Here is an 18,570-nt window from a genome sequence, read left to right as displayed (position 1 = left end):
TCGAATGTCATATATCGGCTACAGCATCGCTTTTCAATCTCCACCCTGCCATCGAGATCCAACAAACGGCCGCTAAAGTCAATTTCATCATTAAACTCCTCGCATTTAGCCACGGCCCTGTTCATATGGGTGTCATTTGCCATCGCTAGATAAATATTCGGATGTTTTATTATTCATTCGGATATTGGGGATAAAGATGGTAGGGCTTAATCGTCGTCAATTTATCGCGGGCACGACCGCAGTCATCGGCACATCGATCGCCATGGCCGGTAAGGCCCGGTCCGCCGACGCGGCTATCGAGATCTCGAGCACCTGGGGCGCTGACAAACCGTTCCAGAAGGTTGTCGATGCCTTCAACGCAAAGCAGCTCGGCGTAACGGTGACAAACCGTTTCGACGGCGATTATGAAGCCGTGACCGCCAAGGCTGTCGCCAGCATTGCCGCAGGCCGTCCGCCGGCCATGATGGTCACCGGCTGGAAGTTCGGTTATTTCGCCAAGCGCACGCTTGCCGCCCGCGATCTGCGCGAGATCGATGCCGCAAAGGCGGAGGCAATTCTCGCCAATTTCCGCTCGTCCGTGCTGCCGCTGGTCACCATCGACGGCGCGGTCATCGGCCTCCCCTGGGCCATGTCCACGCCGATCACCTACATCAACAGCGAGATCTGGAAGGCGGCCGGCCTCGACCCGAACCTGCCGGAAACGCCGGATACGACATGGCTTTACGAGAACGCGCGCAAGCTCGATGCCGCGCTCAAGGGCAAGCACCCGACCTACCGCTCGCCGCTGTCGCTCTCCAACAACGAATGGACGAGCCAGTCCTTCATCCAGAATGCAGGCGGCTTCATCATCGATCCGGACGGCAAGCTGGCTCTGAACAGCCCGGAAGCGATCGCCGGCATGAGCGAATATTGCGCCCCCGCGCACGAGGGCCTGTGGCTGCCCGTCAGCGACAAGGAACAGACCGCCGCATTCCAGTCCGGCGCTCTCGCCATCTGCACGACCAGCTCGACGGCCGCCGTCACCTTCCCCTTCGGCGCGGCCAAAGCCGTTACGACCAAGTTCCCCGGGCTCGGCGGTCACGCGCGCAAGATGAACAGCGGCGGCAACTTCCTCGCCGTCTACACGCACAACAAGGAACAGGCGGAAGCCTCGCTTGCCTTCCTCGAATTCTGCGCCTCGAAGGAAGGTCAGGCGCTCTGGTCGCAGACCGGCTACCTCAATACGTCGGTGCACGACATTCCGCTGATCAACGAATACATGAAGCCCGCGGCCGCACAGCTGACGGATGGCCTGACCGCCGAGACGATCTGGCCCGGCAAGCGCGGCCTCGAAGGCCAGGCCGTGTGGCGCAAGTGGGTTTCGCGCATGCTGCTCAAGGAAACGACCGTTGCCGATGGCATCAAGGGCGCTCACGACGAGCTGGCAGGACTGATCCAGGCATAGGCGCAGCATCATGCCATTCCGTTTCAGACCGCTGGCCCCATACCTGTTCGTGGGGCCGGCCGTTCTTTCCGTGGCGATATTCCTCTACGGCCCGCTGATTGCTTCGATGTTGCTGTCGGTGGTCGACTGGAACCTGCTGTCGGCAGACATTCGCTTCGTCGGCGTCGACAACTACGCCTCCATTTTCGACAACCCCGATTTTCGCATGGCCGCGTGGAACACGCTGCTCTACTGCATCGTGCTCATCCCGGCCGAGATCGTCATTCCGTTGATCTTTGCCGTGATGCTGCATTCGGTGCGCAAGAATCCGCTGCAGGGGCTTTATCGCGGCAGCCTGTTCCTGCCGACGATCGTTGCCTATTCGGTCGCGGGCGTTGCCTGGTCCTGGCTGTTCAACCCGGTCAATGGCCTGTTCAACGAGGTCCTCGGCCATTTCGGCTTTCCGCCGTCGCGCTGGCATACGGATCCTAATCTTGCGCTTCTCTGCGTCAGCCTCGTGACCTTCTGGAAGACCTTCGGCCTCAACATGCTCCTATGGCTGGCGGCGCTGGCAAACCTGCCGCATCAACTACGCGAGGCATCGCAGCTCGATGGCGCCGGCTCGACGCGGCATTTCTTCAACATCAGCCTGCCGCTGATGACGCCGACCGCCTTCTTCATCAGCGTCACGACCTTCTTCCATGTGCTTGACGACATCGTCGGCATCATCGACGTGCTCACCCATGGCGGACCGGCGGGCAGAAGCTCGAGCCTGCTGTATTTCCTGTGGCAACAGGGCCTGCTGTTCTTCCAGTTCGGGCCGGCCAGCGCCGTCGCCGTCATCATCATCGTTCTTGTGCTCGCCGTCACATGGCTGCAGTTTCGTGTCAGCGAAAAGCGGGTGCACTACAGATGAGCGGCATCGGCCATAGACTTCACAGGTTGCTGCTTCATATCGCGCTTCTGGCAATCTGCATCGTCACCGTGTTTCCGCTGGTCTGGATGGTGTCCGCGGCCTTTACGCCCAATGACATGATCATGGCGAAAGCTCTGCGCTTCTGGCCGGAAAACCCGACGCTGTCGAATTTCACCACCGCCGCAAGCCGCCATCCGATCTGGATGTGGCTGTGGAACTCCATGCTCACTTCGACCCTCATCACCGTCGGAAAGCTTGTTCTTTCCGTACCCGCGGGTTTTGCCTTCGGGCGGCTGGAGTTTAAAGGGAGGCAAGCGCTGTTCTGGTTCGTCATCGCCACCATGTCCTTTCCGAACGTGCTGGCGATCATCCCGACCTATATCGCCGTGGTGAAGCTGCAGGCCTTCAACACCTACGGCGCGATGATTGTCCCATCGATCCCCTATATCGGCTTCTACGTCTTCTACATGCGGCAGGCGTTTCGCTCGCTGCCCGCTTCGATATTCGAGGCGGCCCGCATCGACGGAAGCGGCCTCTGGCGGCAATTCATCGAGATCGGCGTTCCGAACGTCATTCCGGCAATATCGGCCCTTTCGGTCATTTCCTTCATGGGCGCCTGGAACATCTATCTGTGGGGCCAGCTCGTGCTCGATGACGCTTTCAAGAAGACGCTGACGACCGGTATCGCGTCCTTTGCCGATCTTGAAGGCGCCGACCGCGCCTGGGGGCCGCTCATGGCCACGAGTTTGCTGTCGATCGTGCCCGTTCTTCTGATATTCCTGCTGGCGCAGCGTTTCATCGTAGATGCGCTGGCGCCCGGCATTGACGACAGATAGGCAAAGCATGCCCCGTGTAATTGTTATCGGATCGGTCAATCACGACCGCATATGGCAACTGGACGCACCGCTGGTTCCGGGCGGGCGAATGCAGTTTTCCTCCCGCACAACCCGGCTCGGCGGCGGCGCCTTCTATACCGGCCAACAGCTTCTGGAATTGGGAGCCGACGTCGCCATCGTCTCGCGGCTGATGCAGGACGAGCAGGGAGAAGCGGCGCTCCAGTCACTCAGAGCATCCGGCTTCGACACGGACTACATAACGATGGCCCCGGGAGAGACGGCGCCGCTGGAAATATTCCTCGAGCCAAGCGGCGAACGAACGATCATAGGGCCGAGCGGCCGTTCCCAACCGCTCACGGCCGCCGGAAATCTGTCAGGCGCGGGCGTCTACATCAATGCCCTCGCCCTCGCTGCAAGTCTTGTCGATCAGATCAGCCTCCAGCCGCTCGTCCTCTCGCAATTTCCGCTGCGGCCGGCGACACCGCGTCCGGCCGACTATGTCATCTCCTCCCGCGACGACGTTCCCGACGATCTTACCCTTGCCTGGCGGCGCGCCGGCGAGATCGCCGGTTCGCGCCTGAAGATGCTCGTGCTGACCGATGGCACCCGCCCGATCACCCTGTTCGACGGCTCGGCGGCCATCGAAGTCGAGCCGGCGGCAAAGGTCGATACGGCAAACACCATCGGCGCCGGCGACCGGTTTGCAGGCTCTTTTCTGCTTGCCTTGCTGGAAGGGCAGCCGCCAGCCGCGGCAGCGCGCGCGGCAAGCCGGACCACGGCGGAATGGCTACGCCGGCGCGGCGACTGAAGAGCCGGCGCCGCTTCAGAAATCTCCTTAGGCAAGCCAAAACGTCGTGGACAATTCATTCGAATGATTATAGTAGTCATTCGAATAATTCAGGCGAGTCCTCGCCGATCCCAGACGAACCCTAAGGCCCAAGGAAAAGATGATGACTGAGGAGAAGACCGGCAATCCGGTCAGCGCATCCTACGATCATGCGCAGGCGCTGGAAATTCTCGCTGCCGCCCGTCCGGCGAACATAAAGGCATCCGCCGAAAAGGTGCTCGACACGCTCGGCGAGGTCGACGTTATCGTGAACCGTACCGGCCTCGCGATGCTGCCGCTCATCGATACCGTTCGCAGCACCGCCTTTCATCTGGGCGAAGTCCTGGTGTCCGAAGCGCATATCCGCGTGCCGGATCGCGCCGTGGAAGGCTACGGCGCGGTGGTTGGCCGGGATCTCGAACATGCCATGGCGATGGCTGTCATCGACGCGGCGATCACCGCTGGCCATCAGGCCGATCTCATCCTTGCACTCCTCGATAGCGAACGGCTTCACCAGAAGGAGGAAGACCGGCTGCTGCTGCAGAAAGTCGAGGCGACCCGCGTACAGATGGAGACATTCTGACCATGGCGCACAATCTCCTGCCCACCGTGGACGACACCCGTACAAACGCCACCTTCGATGAACTCCTGTGGGCGCTGAGCCGCCCCGGCCAGCTGCGTGAGCTGCCTGCCGAAGGCTTCTGGCCAATTGCCGAAAGCCTGCTCGATCGCGAATGCAGCTTCCATGTGACGAACGATCCCTCGCTGGATCAGAGGATGACCGCAACCGGAGCAAGACGAATGCCGCTTGCCCATGCGGGCTACGTCTTTTCCGTCATCGGCTCCGCCGAGAACGTCGAAGCCTTGTCGGCATTGCAGATCGGCAACCTCCTCTATCCGGACGATGCCGCGACCCTGTTCGCTCCCGCGCGTTTCGGCTCCGGGCAACGGCTGCGTCTTTCCGGCCCCGGCATCAAGGACAGCCTCACGATCGAAATCGGCGGCGTCGATCCCGGCTTCTGGCAGATGCGCGCAAAGGCGATCCGCTATCCGCTCGGCTGGGATCTCTATCTCGTCGACGGCAAACGCCTGCTCGGCATTCCCCGTTCCACGAAAATCGAGGTGCTCTGATGGCCTATGTAGCAACCCGTGGCGGCGAATACGCCATCGACCAGGCGGAGCGGCTTTTCCGCGCCGATCTCGGTCCGATCACGCGCGAGCGTGTCGAGGCCGTGCGGACCGGCCTTCCCTATCTCATCGACCGGCTGATGGGCGAAGCATCGCTTTATGAACCCGATCTCGCGGCTTTGGCGCTCGCCCAGGCCGGCGGCGATCTCTACGAAGCGATCCTGCTGCTGCGCGCCTACCGGACGACGCAGCCGCGCATTGCCGTCGCCGAGCCGGTCGACCAGCCGGATCTCTTCACCGTTCGCCGCATCTCGGCCGCCTTCAAGGATATTCCGGGCGGCCAGATATTGGGGCCAACGCTGGATTACTCCCATCGTCTGCTTCAGGTCGAGGTGCTGCAGGGCGAGGACTACGTGCCGGAAGCGGTGATCCCGGCCGCCGAACCGGCGCCGGCGACCCAACCGTCGCTCACCAGCTGGCAGAAGGCGCACGGGCTCATTCCCGATCATCCGGTCAAGACGGTCGCGCCCGATGAAATTCCGGACCTGACGCGCGAGCCCCTGCTCTTTCCAGCCACTCGTGCCCACAAGCTGCAGAGCCTGGCGCGTGCCGACACCGGCGGCACGCTGGCACTCGGCTATGCGACGATGCGCGGCTACAGCGCCGTGCATCCGACGGTCAACGAGCTGCGTCTGGCCTACGCCCCGGTTCGCCTGCGCCACCCATCGGGTACGATCTTCAGCGCCGGCCGCGTCCGCGTGAGCCAGACCGAAGTCATCTCGAAGTCCAGGGAGCTGCAACTGGGCTTCTCGGCGACTTTCGGCTGGAACGAGGTGAAGGTGATCGCGGCGGCAACGCTCGATCTTGCCTCCAGCCAGCCCAATCCGCATCCGGCCTCCAACGAGGAGTTCGTTCTCTATCACACCGAGCCGGTCGAAAGCTCCGGTTTCTGCATCCACTTCAAGCTTCCGCACTATGTCACGTTCCAGTCGACTCTCGATGCGCTGCGCCGCGTCAAGACGGACAAGGACGCCGCCGCCGCAAAGCCGGCTGTTGCAGAAAAGTTTGCCTCGCAACAGGAGGAGATCGCGCTATGAAACTTCAGGAATTGACCAAGCCCTGGATGGCCTTCAATTACGGCTTCCTCGATGAATCCGCCAAGCGCGAAATGCGCCGCCGCATTCTGAAGGCGATCGCAGTGCCCGGCTATCAGGTGCCCTACGCCAGCCGCGAAGTGCCGATCGCGCGTGGCTGGGGAACAGGCGGACTGCAGGTGACGCTGACGCTGCTCAAACCGACCTCCGTCGTGAAGGTCATCGACCAGGGGTCCGACGACTCGGTCAACGCCAGCAGCATCCGCAAGTTCGTGGCGCGCGTCGGCGGGGCCGTGGAAACGGAAGACACGATGGCAGCGACCATCATCCAGTCCCGTCACCGCATTCCAGAGGAAAAACTGCGCGACGATCAGATTCTGGTGCTGCAGGTGCCGAACCCCGAGCCATTGCGCCCCGTCCAGCCGGATATGTCGGTCGCACGCGAAATGCATGGCGATGCCGATTACGGGCAGCTCTGGCTCGTGCTTTACGAACAGCTCGTCAAATCGGGACGGATCATGCAGGGTTCGAGCTATCCGAGCATGGTCAACGGCCGGCATGTGATGACACCCTCGCCGATTCCTCGCTGGGATGTCCCCAAGCTCAATCAGGCCGACCACCTGACGATCCTCTCGGCCGGCCGCGAAAAGCGCATCTTTGCCGTGCCGCCCTATACGCGTGTCGAGCCGCTGGTTTTCGACGACGTGCCCTACCGCGTCGAGGATCACCAGGACAAGACCTGCTACCGCAGCGATGTCACCGGCTTCTTCATGAACGAACTTCCGCAGGAAGACGGCTCCTCACAATACGAACTGTCCGACAGCCATTTCGGCGTGAAGCACATCCGCAAGTCGGAGGCCGAAACGGTCGAGATCGGCGAAACCTGGTACAACAATGGAAGGATGGACTGATGGCCGCGCTCGATCCCATTCAATCGGCAGAGCTGACCCGCCAGCCGCCGCGGCTGATGCTGGCTGAACCCATCCTGACGATGCGTAACATTGCGCGCAACTATGGCGACGTCACCGCCCTTGGCGGCGTCGATGTGACTGTTTATCCGGGCGAAGTCCTCGGCATTGTCGGTGAATCCGGCTCCGGCAAGTCGACGCTTCTCAGAATGATGAATCTCGAGGATACGCCGGACACGGGAACCTATACTCTTGCCCTTCCCGGGCATGAAGGCCGCAACCTCTTCACGCTCGACCGCTTCGAGCGGCGGATGCTGCGCGCGCATCATATCGGCATCGTCTACCAGAACCCACATCTCGGCCTTTTGATGAACCACACCAGCAGCGGCAATGTCGCCGAACGCCTGCTGATTGCCGGCAATCGCAACTTCGCCGAGCTTCGCGAACGGGCCCGCCAATCGCTCGACGCATCGGAATTTCCGATCGAGCGCATGGACGCCCGGCCGAACGAGCTCTCCGGCGGCATGCAGCAGCGCGTGCAGCTTGCCAAGGCGATTGCGCTGGAGCCCGCCGTGCTGCTTCTCGACGAGCCGACCACCGGCCTCGACGTTAGCGTTCAGGCGCTGGTTCTCGATACGCTGAAGCGGCTGCAGCGCGAGCGTTCCATCACCATGGTTCTGGTCTCGCACGATCTCGGCGTCATCCGCACGATGGCGGACAGGGTTATGGTCATGCGGCGCGGCAGGGTCGTGGAACAGGGTCTTGCCGACCAGATCTTCCAGGATCCGCAGCACGCCTACACCCAGCAGCTCGTTCACGCCAAGCTTTGAGGGAAACGCAAGAGATGAATATTCAAGTTTCCGCCCGGCAGGCGCCGCCTCCGGTGCTGCGCGTCGAGGGCCTTTCGAAGCAGTTTGAGATGCATCACCTCAAGCGCACGCTGTTTGCCTTCGAAAACATCGATTTCGAACTGAACGCGGGCGAATTCATCCTGCTGAAGGGCGAGAATGGCGCAGGCAAATCGACGCTGCTGCGCACGCTCTACCGCTCCTACCTGCCGCGTGCCGGCCACGTCTACTATCACACGCAGGAGGGTGTCATCGATCTGGCGACGGCCGCCGATGTCGATATCGCCGTGCTGCGCCGCCGCGAAATCGGCTTCGTCACGCAGTTCCTCAATGCGCGCCCGCGCGTCGCGGCCGAAGAAATCGTCGCCGAGCCGCTGAGGCTTGCCGGCAGGTCGCATTCCGACGCCCTGGCGGAAGCCCGTCGCTGGCTCGATGCCTTCGGCGTCAAAAAGCAGCTCTGGTCGGCCTATCCGTCGACATTCTCCGGCGGCGAACAGCAGAAGGTCAATCTGGCCCGCGCCCTCATCCTGCCGCAGCGCCTTCTGCTGCTCGACGAGCCGACAGCCTCGCTCGATCATGCCGCCCGCCGGGCGCTGGTCGAAAGATTGGCACAGCTCAAGGCGTCCGGCGTTTCAATGATCGGTGTCTTTCACCACCCCGAGGATGTAAAGGCATTGATCGACCGGGAGCTTCATCTGGAAGCCATCAAGATCGAGGACGAGCAAGACGATGTGGCTGAGTAATTTTGAAATTGTGCTGGAGGACCGCGTGATCGAGCGCGGCGCCGTCAGGATCGCGGATGGAGTGATCACCGACATCAGCGAACGCCCCGTCGAAGGGGCTGACATAGATGGCCACGGCCGGCTCCTGCTGCCCGGCTTCGTCGATATGCATGGCGACATGATCGAAAAGGACGTGGAGCCGCGGGTCAATGTCCGTATGCCGATCGAGCTTGGCGTCTACGATCTCGACAAGAAGCTTGCCGCCTGCGGCGTAACCACGGCCTATGCGGCGGTGGCCTTTACGCCCGCCACCTACGGCCATGTCCGCTCGATCGATCATACCCGTGCGATGATCGAAACGCTTGCATCGATGCGGGAGGAACTGCTGATCGACCATCGCGTCCATGGCCGGTTCGAGGTGACTTTTCTGCCTGCCGTGAAAGAGGCAAAGGCGCTGATCGACGCCGGCGCGCTCCACCTGATTTCGCTCATGGACCACACGCCGGGCCAGGGACAATACCGGGATATCGAGCTGCATATCGCCAACACGGCAAAGGCAAAGAAGATCAGCGAGTCTCAGGCAGCGGAGCTTGTGAAGCAGCGCATGGCCGCACGCAGCGAGCATGGCGACAGCATGGACATCATCAACGGCCTGGCCGAACTTGCCCGCGAGAATGACGTGGTGCTGGCCTCGCATGACGACGACACCGTCGAGAAGGTGGTGCTCCTGCATAGCCTGGGCGCGGCAATCAGCGAGTTTCCGATCAATGTCGCGGCCGCCGCCGAGGCCAAGCGATTGGGATTGGCAACGGCGATGGGCGCGCCGAATGCGCTGCGGGGCCTTTCCTATTCCGGCAATCTTTCTGCGCGGGAAGCCTATGAGGCGGGCGTGCTCGATATCCTTGCGAGCGATTACCATCCATCGGCCATTCTTCCGGCTGTCATCGCCCTTGCGGAAATCGGCACCGGCGGTCTTCCCGCCTCCACCGCATTGGCAAGCGCCAATCCTGCAAAGGCGCTCGGCCTCCATGACCGTGGCCGGATCGCCAAAGGGCTGCGCGCCGATCTTCTGATCGCCGAGCGCGGCCGGGTGCCGCGCCTGCGCACCACGATCCGTGGCGGCAAGATGGTCTGGTCCGACGGCTCGATCAAGGGCTTCTGAGCCGGAAGGCAGGGGCGGCTGGCACTTTGCTTCCATGCACAGCACCTGATCGTCAGCCAAGGGTATGGCAATGACGCAGAGTCATTGCCGCATGACCCCTTCTCCTCTCGGGGAGAAGGAGTGTGCGGCTACGGTCGTCGGCGGGAATGTATTTCCCTCCCCCTGACTGCCTTCCTCACATCGCCTGCTGCGGATGCGGCGTTCCCTCGTAGGCGCCCCAGATCGATTGATCGAAATTGATCGTGGCCCCAGTCATCAGCCCGGATTCCTCGGACGACAGGAAGGCGACGGCGCGTGCGACCTCGGCGGGGTCGACGAGCCGGCCGAAAGGTTGCTCAGCGGCCGCCTTCGCCAGCCAATCCTCCGCTGCGCCATGATATTCGCGTTGAATGCGGTCCTCGCCATCGCTCGACATCCAGCCGATATTGAGGGCGTTGACCCTGATGCGGTTCCGGAGCAGCGAGAAGGCCGTATTTCGCGTCAGCGTATCGAGCGCGCCCTTGGACGAACAATAGGCGCTGATGAAGGGCTGACCGGCCATCGACGACATCGAGGAGATGTTGACGATCGTGCCTTCGATGCCGTTGGCGATCATGTTCTTGATCGCATCCTGCATCAGGAAGAACGGTGCGCGCACATTGACGGCGAACATTCGGTCGAACAGATCCGGATCGGTATCGAGAATGGTGCCACGATCGGTAATGGCGGCGACATTCACCAAAGCATCGATACGGCCGAATTTTTCAGCCGCCGTTTCGATGACCTTGCGGCAATCCTCGACCCGGCCGAGATCGGCCGTCACGAAGGCAACCGGTATGCCGTAGCGTTCGCCGATCTCCCGTGCCTTGGCTTCGCCCTTGGCCGTGCTGCGGCCGCAGATCGTCATGCCCGCCGCTCCGCGTTCGGCAAAGAGGCGGGCGACTTCCGCACCCAGTCCCTGCGTACCGCCGGTCACGACGGCGAATTTTCCATCCAGTCGGCTCATCGGATCCTCAAGCCTCCCTGCGTGCGGCATGGGCGGCAATCAGCTCGGCAAACTTTCCGGCATCCGTTCCGGCATCGATCGCCTCGGCCATGATCTGCGCCTGCGTTTTCGGTGCAAGCCCCCCGACCGGCGGATCGCTGTCGAGATTGGTCGGGAAGGCATAGCCCTCTGCGGTCGATGCGATCACATTGGCCGCCTCGGCACGGCTGAGCGCGCCTGCCTTGAGAGCGGCCAGAAGCGCGGGATAGGCCGTCACGGACATTCGGCTGCGGTTGACGCTCTCCATCGCCCGCCCGAAGGCCGACGATACCTGCAGGAGGTTGGCCATGCGGTAGATGTCTTTCGAGACATTGTTGCCGGCGCCGTGCATGACGGCCGGATTGAAGAAAACGGCGTCACCCTTCGTCAGCGGTAATTGAACATGATGCTCGGCAAAATAGGCCTGAAACTCCGGTCGGCCAAAGGCGATATAGCCCTCGAAGAAGGTTTGCGAATAGGGCAGGAACAGCGTCGGACCGCTTTCGAGCGGCATGTCGCAATGCGCGACCGCGCCCTGCAGCGTCAGCAACGGCGAAACGGCGTGGATATGGCCGGGATAGGCCTGCATCTGCTGCGGCGACATGAAGCCGAGGTGATAGTCGCGATGCGGCTTCTGCGCGGTGCCGCCCGGATTGACCCGGTTCATCTGCGCCGTCATCTGATAGCCGACCCCGAGCCAGGCTTCCGACACCATGGCGACGGCGGTGGAGGCATAGTAACGCGCAAAATTCTCTGGGTCCGCCAGGCAGTGCTTCTCCAGCACGTTCCAGATGCGGTCATTGGCGCCGGGCTTGGCAAAGTGATCGCCGGCACCCTTGCCCTTCTCTTTCTCCTCGCGGACGATGGCTTCGAAGACGGCGGTCGCGCGATCGACAACGGCCGTATCGGGCATGGCATTCTTGATGACGACGATGCCGGGACCGGAGGTGAAAGCCTCGACCCACTCGGCCATCAGGGCGCGGCGCTCGTCTTCATTCCCGGCAGCACTGCGAACCCTGTCCCCGTCATAGATGAGGATATTCTTCTCGATCCCCGCAGCCAAAGGCCAGTCCGCCGGATCGGCGGTCTTTTCGACCAGGCTCTTGAAAGTACTGAAACTGCCGCAATCGGCCGAAAGCCAAACCTTCTGGCTGCGCCGGCTGGCGAGCGTCTGAGCGTCCATGGTGTTCTCCTCCCAAAGTGACGTTGGACTTATGAGATTGATCGTAGTCTTGGCACGGTCTATGAGAAAGATGCTAAACACCTCAAAAACACCTCAGAAAGGGCCGCCTTGAAATCGCGTTTCCCATTGAAAGACATCGCGCTGCAGGCCGGCCTCAGCCTTGCGACGGTCGACCGGGTCATGCATGAACGCGAAGGCGTCCGCGCCGTCACCCGAGCACGGGTCGCGGCGGCGATTTCCGAACTGGAGCGGCAATATGTGCAGTCGGGCCTTGCCGGACGGCGTCTCGTCATCGATGTGGTGATGGACACGCCTCAGCGCTTCTCGGCCGCCGTCCGCGAGGCTTTCGAGGCCGAATTGCCCGGTATGCGCCCGGCGTCATTCTCTGCACGGTTTCATGTGGCCGAGACGATGAGCGAGCAGGAGCTTCTGTCGATCCTGCGTTCCATCCATCGGCGCGGCAGCCACGGCGTCGTGCTCAAGGCCGCCTCCACGCCTGCCATTGCCGAGCTGGCCGCCCAGCTCATGGCGGCAAAGATCCCTGTCGTCACGCTCGTCACCGATCTGCCGGAAAATTCGCGCATCGGCTATGTCGGCATGGACAACCGCGTGGCGGGAGCAACTTCCGCCTATCTGCTCGGCCGCATGGCCGGAGCACAGGCAGGCAAGATATTGGTGACGCTATCGAGCAGCCTGTTTGCCGGCGAGGACGAGCGCGAACGGGGATTTCGCCACGTTCTGGCGGAGCGATTCCCCCATCTTTCGGTCGTGCGCGTTTCCGAAGGCTTCGGCGTCGACCGTACCACGGAACTGCTTGTCCATGACGCGCTGGCGCGCGAGCCGGAAATCCGTGCAGTCTACTCTGCCGGAGGCGGCAATCGCGCCATATTGAAGGCCTTCAACGATGCCCGGCGCGAATGCACGGTCTTTGCGGCGCATGATCTCGATCAGGACAATGTCAGGCTTCTCGCCGCCGGCGAGATCACGTTCGTCATTCATCACGACCTCCGCCACGATGCCCGCAGCGCCTGCCAGCTCATGCTCGCCTATCACCGGATGCTGCCGGCCGATTTCAAGGTGGCGCCGTCTCGCGTCGCGATCGCAACCCCGTTCGAACCGGCGCATTGACCGGCAACCGCAGGACCGTCCTGAACACCCGCCCACAGGACTACCGCGACAGCGTCCCGTCGACCATGATCTGAATTCGCCCGAGGCTGCAACGCTCCACCCTGGCTTCGATCCCATAGACGTCGGCGAGCAATTGCGGAGTGACGATCTCCTCGGCTCGTCCGTGAACCGTCAGGCTACCGTCCTTCAACACCGCAACCGAATCCGCATATCGAAGCGCAAGGGGGACGTCGTGAAGAACAGCGATGACGATCGTGCCCCGCTCACGCGCCAGCGCCGCGGTGCATTCCATGACATGAATCTGGTGCTTGAGGTCGAGCGCGCTTGTCGGCTCGTCGAGCATCAGAATCTCCGGCCGGCGCACGATCGCTTGCGCAAGGGCGACGATCTGGCGCTGGCCGCCGGAAAGCTCCGAAAGCGGAAGCATGGCAAGCTCGTCTGCTCCGAGCCGGGCAAGGGCGTCATAGGCCTCCCGCATGGCTGCCTGTCGTCCGATCATGCCGCTGCACGCGCTCATCACCGCTTCGATCACGGCCAGGCGAATGCCCGGCGGCTGCGATTGCGGCATATAGGCGATCCTCTTGGCGCGCTCGACCCTTGGCAGGCGGGCGAGGTCGACACCGTCGAAAACCACCTGTCCCGAGGCGGAACCAAGCCCGGCAATGCCGCGCAGCAATGTGGACTTGCCGGCCGCGTTCGGCCCGAGCAGCGCCAGAACCTCGCCACGCGGAACCGGCCCAAGCGAAAAGGAGCGGACAATCTTTTTCCGTCCGTAGGCAACGGTGAGGCCGCGGATGACGAGGCCAGCCTTGTCATCCGTCATCGGCTCGGCTTCCCATTGAAAATCAGGGCTACGAACACGGGCACACCGACGAGTGCCGTGACGATGCCGACTGGCACGACGAGCCCTGGCAGAACGATTTTGCTCGCAATAGAGGCAAGCGAGAGCAGCAGGGCGCCGATCAGCGCACTGGCGGGCAGCGCAAACCGCTGATCCTCGCCCACCAGGAGCCGTGCGATATGCGGGCCGACAAGGCCAATGAAGCCGATCGTGCCGACGAAAGCGACCGCCATGGCCGACAGAAGGCTCACCCGCAGCAAAGAGAGATAGCGCAGCCTGACGACATCGATGCCGAAGCTGATTGCCCGCTCCTCCCCCATGCGCAATGCCGTCATCTGGCCGGCAGAGGCAAACGACAGCGGCATGATGACGACAAGGGCAATCGCGAGAACGGCAACCTTGTCCCAATTGGCCCGCGCAAGGCTGCCGACCGACCAGAAGACAAGCTGCTGCAGCACATCCTCGGTCGCGACCAGCTGAAACAACAGGATAACGGCGTTGCAGCTGAAGACCAGCGCGATCCCCAAAAGCACCATGGTTTCCATGCTGGCAGCCCGCAGGCGCGAGAGAGCATCGAGCAGGAGCACAGAACCGAAGGCGAAAACGAAAGCGGCAAGCGAGACCAGCCAGTTATAGGGCAGCCAGGAAAGCGCCAGATGGAAGACGATGACCGTCGATGCCCCGAGCGCCGCCGCCGAGGCGACGCCAAGGGTGAAGGGACTGGCCAGGGGGTTGTTGAGAATGACCTGCATTTCCGCTCCGGCGAGCGATAGCGATGCTCCAACAAGCACCGCCATGAGCGCGAAAGGCAGGCGAACGTTCCAGATGATGACGCGATCGGTGGGAGACAGCTCCGCCGAATGGAAAATCCCGTGAAGAAGGTCTGCCGCACTCATGCCGGACGAGCCCGTAACGACATCATAGCCGAACGATATCAACAGAAGTCCAAACAGCAGGACCATGATGGCCAGACGCCGGACCACGAGGCTGCGATAGGCGACCTGTGTTTCGGCAAAGCCGGCGGTCTCGCCGGCATCCGGCCTGTTCCCGGAAGCTACCGGAGCATCCATTCACCAAGATCCCGTCAATTCGTGGCGCTGGGATCGACCCAGTAGGTGCCGGTGTTGTCGATGGCCAGCAACGATTTTGCCATATCCTGCTGTGTCTTGGCTGGGTCGATATCCTGAAACAGCTCGGGATGAATCCACTTCGCCAAAGCCTCTATGGCGACGATGTTGTAGGGGGAATTGTAGAAATCGTGCCAGAGGCCATATGCCTTGTGATCGCGGATCGCTCCAAGTTCCTTGAATTCCGGACGGGCAAGAACATTTTCGAGGCTCTTCTGCGCCGCAGCCTTTTCCACGCCCGCGCCCAGCAGCAAACCGGGAGAGCGGTTGCCTGTGGCGATATAAATATCCGGATCGGCATGGAGGACATATTCGACGGCGACATCGCCAATGGCGCCCGGCACGACGCTTGCCGCGATGTTGCGCCCGCCAACTGCGGAAACGAACTGTCCAAGGCCGCCATTGCCTGTCGTGTGACCCGCAGCCTGCCATACGCCCGCCAGAAGTTCGACGAAGACGCTCGGCTTCTGCTCGTCCTTCAAGGCTGCGACGCGCGAGGTGATCCGGTCGAGATGCTGGGCATAGAAATCGGTGAATTGCTTTGCCTCGGCCTGACGTCCGATCGCCTCGCCGATCGCGGCGATGCTCTTCGGCGTGTTCTCGATGGGGGAGACACGGAAATCCACGTAGAGAACGGCTATACCTGCCTGCGCCAGCGTATCCGCGATCGGGCTATGCGCCTTCGGCCCCTCGCCCGCGACGCTGAAGATCACGAGATCGGGCTTGAGCGCGAGGATGGTTTCGACACTGACGCTGACTTCCGAAGTCTCGCCGATCACGGCGATATTGGCGACGTCGGGAAATCTCTTCTTGTAGGTCTCGAAGCTGTGCGGATCGAGCTTGCGCAGATCATTCTGCCATCCGACGATCCGCTGAAACGGATTGTCGCGATCGAGCAAAGCCAGCGCGTAGCTGAGCCGTCCTTCCCCCAGCACGATGCGCGAGACATGGTCGGGCACGTTGACCTTGCGGCCAAGGACATCCGTTACTTCGGCCGCATGCGAAATCGCCGGCAAAACCAGGCCGATCGATATGACGGCAAGAACACGCAGAGCCCTGAACAGCGCGCTGGCAATCGTCATCGAGAACTCCTTGGTGATTTCCAAAATGATTAAAGTGGTTGTGCAAGCCGGCCAGTTGCGCGAAGCGGAATGCGCCGCATCGAGCCCATGCCAGCCGGATCAAGCGTCTCTTGCCTTAATTTCTCCAGGCGGAGAACTGAAACCTCGTCATATCGATATGCATAATATGAATTTGGCTCTCCACTTTTTCCCGCAAATGTGCATTTTGCAGATGCGAGATGAACTATCGACGGCCGGCCAGTATGCAGACCCCCAATATAAACAGCATCGATCTCAATCTCCTGCGCGTGTTCGACGCCGTTTTTCGCGAGCGCAATATACTGCGCGCTGCCCAACGCCTTGGGATGAGCCAGCCGGCGGCAAGCCACGCTCTGGCTCGCCTGCGCCACTCGCTGGATGACGACCTGTTCGTCCGCTCGGCGCAGGGAATGCTGCCGACATCGCGCGCCGAGCAGCTGGCCGAACCCATACGGCAGGCGCTGAGCTACTTCGAACTCGGCCTGCAATCGGGATCGTTCGAGCCCGCGACGTCGCGCCAGCAGTTCAAGCTCGCGCTCGACAACAGTTCGACGATCGCGCTGACATCGAAGATCGTGTCCGCCGTCGGTGCTGCCGCGCCGGGTATTTCACTCAATCTTCGGCCGAGCGGCACGATCGACATCGACCGGCTGCTTGATGCCTCCGAGCTCGACCTGTTCATCGGGCGCCCCGGCGAGGATCGCGAGCGCTTCGCATCCGAGGACCTGAGCAGCGACGATTTTGTCGTCGTCCACCGATCGCAGATTCGAGCGACGCAAAGCCCGATCACCGCCGACGAGCTCGTTGGCAGGCCGCATCTGAACCTGTCGTCGGCTGGGGACGACACCGGGTTCCTCGATCACTGGCTTGCCGAGCAACATCTTCGCCGCGACGTGAAGCATTCGGTGCCGTTACTCGGATGTACCGCGGTGTTGCAGGAACAGGACATGTATGTCCCCATGAGACGCCCCATTGCGGAAGCGATCTGCAAGGGTTCCGGGCTGGCGATCAGCGAACTTCCATTTGCCTCTCCCAGGATAACGACGTGCATGCACTGGCATAGGAGACTGGATTCCCAGCCGGCGCATATCTGGTTGCGGGAGACGATCAGGCGGGTGGCGGGATCACCCGGGAAACGGCCTATTCGATCGCAATGATCTCCAGCTCGTCGGCGCCAAGGCTCATGACATCCCCCACCGCTTTCCCCATCAGTAGCCTTGCCACCGGTGACACGTAGGAAATCGATCCGGCCCTGGGATCGGCCTCGTCTTCTCCGACGATGCGGTATTTCTGTACGCGGCCGTCTTCACGGCTGAAAGTCACCGTGCTTGCGAAGGCAACGATATCGGTCGAGGCGGGCGTTGGCATGACTTCGGCGGTTCGCAGCCTCTCGGCGAAATAGCGGGCATCACGCAGGGGGATGGAGGTCTGGCGCCGGCGTTCGTTGATGTCTTCGATCGCGTTCGCCGTTTCACAGGCTTTGCGCGCCTCTTGCAGCTGAAATTCCAAAGCCTTCAGCCCCGCCTCCGTGACGAGGTTCGGATGCGGAGAAACGGGCCGGTCAGGCAGCACGGTTTCCGCAGCTGTTTCAGCACTTTCCTCCTTCATGAACGCAGTGCTCAATTTCAAACTCCATTTCGACGCATTGTATTTTCGGACACTCCGGCAAGGCCCCCCGATTGGCAATTCCAACGGCCGCTTGAACGCCGGAGCGGCTGATTGGCAAATCAGCCCTATACTATAGACCAGATGGCAACCTTGGAGAAATGCAATGACCGATAGAAAGCCCAAGTCGCCGACAAAAGCCGCGTCCGCGGTGGCGGTATCGGAACCGAAACTGCTTTCGGGCGGCAACCCGCAGATTGCCAAGGGTTACGGCGACGCGCCGGTGCAGGCCTATATCGCCGCCATGCCCGGCTGGAAAAGCGAGATCGGACGCCGGATCGATGCGCTCGTCGTCAATTCCGTTCCTGGCGTGCAAAAGGCGGTCAAGTGGAATTCGCCGCTCTACGGCATGGAGGGCGATGGCTGGTTTCTGGGCATCCATTGCTTCACGAACTACATCAAGGTGGCTTTCTTTCGCGGCGCGTCGCTTCAGCCGATCCCGCCCGGCGATTCCAAAAGCAAGGAAACGCGCTACCTCAATATTCGCGAGGGCGATACGCTGGACGAAGCGCAGTTGAGCGACTGGGTGAAGCAAGCCAGCCGATTGCCCGGCGAGCGCATGTGAGCGCCATGCGCCCAGGAGACAGGATTGGACACCGCCTGAACCGACAGATCGGTAAATATGTTCAAGGAGATTTCTTGGCATTCGGGACGCCATTG

The 18,570-nt window shown here is 61.8% G+C and carries 20 protein-coding genes; 14 read left to right on the top strand and 6 right to left on the bottom strand.

Annotated elements, in window-relative coordinates; all coding sequences use genetic code 11:
* Nucleotides 1-196: 196 nt before the first annotated feature.
* The 11 genes from ACQZ6J_RS16830 (at nt 197) to ACQZ6J_RS16780 (ending at nt 9,863) form a co-directional block, all read left to right on the top strand.
* Complete coding sequence (locus ACQZ6J_RS16830; protein WP_449084902.1) at nt 197-1,444, top strand: extracellular solute-binding protein; 1,248 nt, start codon at nt 197-199, stop codon at nt 1,442-1,444.
* A 10-nt stretch (nt 1,445-1,454) separates the two neighbouring features.
* The gene (locus tag ACQZ6J_RS16825; RefSeq protein ID WP_449084901.1) at nt 1,455-2,339 is read left to right on the top strand and encodes a carbohydrate ABC transporter permease; all 885 of its coding nucleotides are present in this window, start codon (nt 1,455-1,457) and stop codon (nt 2,337-2,339) included.
* Entirely contained in the window at nt 2,336-3,175 is an 840-nt protein-coding gene (locus ACQZ6J_RS16820) for a carbohydrate ABC transporter permease (protein WP_449084900.1), read from the top strand. The genes ACQZ6J_RS16825 and ACQZ6J_RS16820 overlap by 4 nt, the downstream gene beginning before the upstream one ends.
* 7 nt (nt 3,176-3,182) lie before the next feature.
* A complete protein-coding gene (locus ACQZ6J_RS16815) occupies nt 3,183-3,983 on the top strand; it encodes a PfkB family carbohydrate kinase (protein ID WP_204326280.1) in 801 nt (266 codons plus the stop codon).
* 142 nt (nt 3,984-4,125) lie between these two features.
* Nucleotides 4,126-4,584 carry a phosphonate C-P lyase system protein PhnG gene (locus ACQZ6J_RS16810; RefSeq protein ID WP_163985739.1) on the top strand — a complete coding sequence of 153 codons (459 nt, stop codon included), beginning with the start codon at nt 4,126-4,128 and terminating at the stop codon, nt 4,582-4,584.
* Between the two features lie 2 nt (nt 4,585-4,586).
* On the top strand, nt 4,587-5,132 hold the full coding sequence (phnH, locus tag ACQZ6J_RS16805) for a phosphonate C-P lyase system protein PhnH (RefSeq protein ID WP_449084899.1): 546 nt from the start codon (nt 4,587-4,589) through the stop codon (nt 5,130-5,132).
* The gene (locus tag ACQZ6J_RS16800) at nt 5,132-6,226 is read left to right on the top strand and encodes a carbon-phosphorus lyase complex subunit PhnI (RefSeq protein ID WP_449084898.1); all 1,095 of its coding nucleotides are present in this window, start codon (nt 5,132-5,134) and stop codon (nt 6,224-6,226) included. Before phnH ends, ACQZ6J_RS16800 begins: the two co-directional genes overlap by 1 nt.
* Nucleotides 6,223-7,134, top strand: coding sequence for an alpha-D-ribose 1-methylphosphonate 5-phosphate C-P-lyase PhnJ (locus tag ACQZ6J_RS16795; RefSeq protein WP_449084897.1), 912 nt, complete (start codon nt 6,223-6,225; stop codon nt 7,132-7,134). The genes ACQZ6J_RS16800 and ACQZ6J_RS16795 overlap by 4 nt, the downstream gene beginning before the upstream one ends.
* Entirely contained in the window at nt 7,134-7,961 is an 828-nt protein-coding gene (locus ACQZ6J_RS16790) for an ATP-binding cassette domain-containing protein (RefSeq protein ID WP_163985616.1), read from the top strand. Before ACQZ6J_RS16795 ends, ACQZ6J_RS16790 begins: the two co-directional genes overlap by 1 nt.
* A gap of 14 nt (nt 7,962-7,975) precedes the next feature.
* Complete coding sequence (locus ACQZ6J_RS16785; RefSeq protein ID WP_449084896.1) at nt 7,976-8,722, top strand: phosphonate C-P lyase system protein PhnL; 747 nt, start codon at nt 7,976-7,978, stop codon at nt 8,720-8,722.
* Entirely contained in the window at nt 8,709-9,863 is a 1,155-nt protein-coding gene (locus tag ACQZ6J_RS16780) for an alpha-D-ribose 1-methylphosphonate 5-triphosphate diphosphatase (protein ID WP_449084895.1), read from the top strand. Before ACQZ6J_RS16785 ends, ACQZ6J_RS16780 begins: the two co-directional genes overlap by 14 nt.
* A 175-nt stretch (nt 9,864-10,038) precedes the next feature.
* Here the strand turns inward: ACQZ6J_RS16780 and ACQZ6J_RS16775 are convergent, their stop codons facing one another.
* Nucleotides 10,039-10,848: an SDR family oxidoreductase gene (locus tag ACQZ6J_RS16775; protein WP_449084894.1), complete on the bottom strand. Its 810-nt coding sequence runs from the start codon at nt 10,846-10,848 to the stop codon at nt 10,039-10,041.
* A 7-nt stretch (nt 10,849-10,855) separates the two neighbouring features.
* A complete protein-coding gene (locus tag ACQZ6J_RS16770) occupies nt 10,856-12,049 on the bottom strand; it encodes a phytanoyl-CoA dioxygenase family protein (RefSeq protein WP_449084893.1) in 1,194 nt (397 codons plus the stop codon).
* A 108-nt stretch (nt 12,050-12,157) separates the two neighbouring features.
* Here ACQZ6J_RS16770 and ACQZ6J_RS16765 point away from each other — a divergent pair, with 108 nt between their 5' ends.
* Nucleotides 12,158-13,177, top strand: coding sequence for a substrate-binding domain-containing protein (locus ACQZ6J_RS16765; RefSeq protein ID WP_449084892.1), 1,020 nt, complete (start codon nt 12,158-12,160; stop codon nt 13,175-13,177).
* Between the two features lie 40 nt (nt 13,178-13,217).
* Here ACQZ6J_RS16765 and ACQZ6J_RS16760 read toward each other — a convergent pair whose 3' ends face one another.
* Genes ACQZ6J_RS16760 through ACQZ6J_RS16750 form a run of 3 tightly spaced genes read right to left on the bottom strand, consistent with a single transcriptional unit; the run spans nt 13,218 to nt 16,227 of the window.
* Nucleotides 13,218-14,000 (bottom strand): ABC transporter ATP-binding protein, encoded by a 783-nt coding sequence (locus ACQZ6J_RS16760; RefSeq protein ID WP_449084891.1) that lies wholly within the window; start codon nt 13,998-14,000, stop codon nt 13,218-13,220.
* On the bottom strand, nt 13,997-15,088 hold the full coding sequence (locus tag ACQZ6J_RS16755) for a FecCD family ABC transporter permease (RefSeq protein ID WP_449084890.1): 1,092 nt from the start codon (nt 15,086-15,088) through the stop codon (nt 13,997-13,999). Before ACQZ6J_RS16755 ends, ACQZ6J_RS16760 begins: the two co-directional genes overlap by 4 nt.
* A 14-nt stretch (nt 15,089-15,102) precedes the next feature.
* Nucleotides 15,103-16,227 (bottom strand): ABC transporter substrate-binding protein, encoded by a 1,125-nt coding sequence (locus tag ACQZ6J_RS16750; protein WP_449084889.1) that lies wholly within the window; start codon nt 16,225-16,227, stop codon nt 15,103-15,105.
* Nucleotides 16,228-16,469: 242 nt separating this feature from the next.
* On the opposite strand from ACQZ6J_RS16750, the gene ACQZ6J_RS16745 reads away from it, so the two are divergent.
* Nucleotides 16,470-17,402, top strand: a complete 933-nt coding sequence (locus tag ACQZ6J_RS16745; RefSeq protein ID WP_449084888.1) for a LysR family transcriptional regulator — start codon at nt 16,470-16,472, stop codon at nt 17,400-17,402.
* Here the strand turns inward: ACQZ6J_RS16745 and greA are convergent.
* Complete coding sequence (gene greA / locus ACQZ6J_RS16740; protein WP_449084887.1) at nt 17,386-17,868, bottom strand: transcription elongation factor GreA; 483 nt, start codon at nt 17,866-17,868, stop codon at nt 17,386-17,388. The two genes, ACQZ6J_RS16745 and greA, sit on opposite strands and share 17 nt — an antisense overlap.
* A 148-nt stretch (nt 17,869-18,016) precedes the next feature.
* Between greA and ACQZ6J_RS16735 the strand changes: the two genes are divergently transcribed.
* Nucleotides 18,017-18,475: a DUF1801 domain-containing protein gene (locus tag ACQZ6J_RS16735; RefSeq protein ID WP_449084886.1), complete on the top strand. Its 459-nt coding sequence runs from the start codon at nt 18,017-18,019 to the stop codon at nt 18,473-18,475.
* The last annotated feature ends 95 nt before the right edge of the window (nt 18,476-18,570 follow it).

The organism is Rhizobium sp. A37_96 (assembly GCF_053521765.1).
Note: the sequence above shows the minus strand (reverse complement) of the source record. Positions and strands in the feature narration are given on the sequence as shown.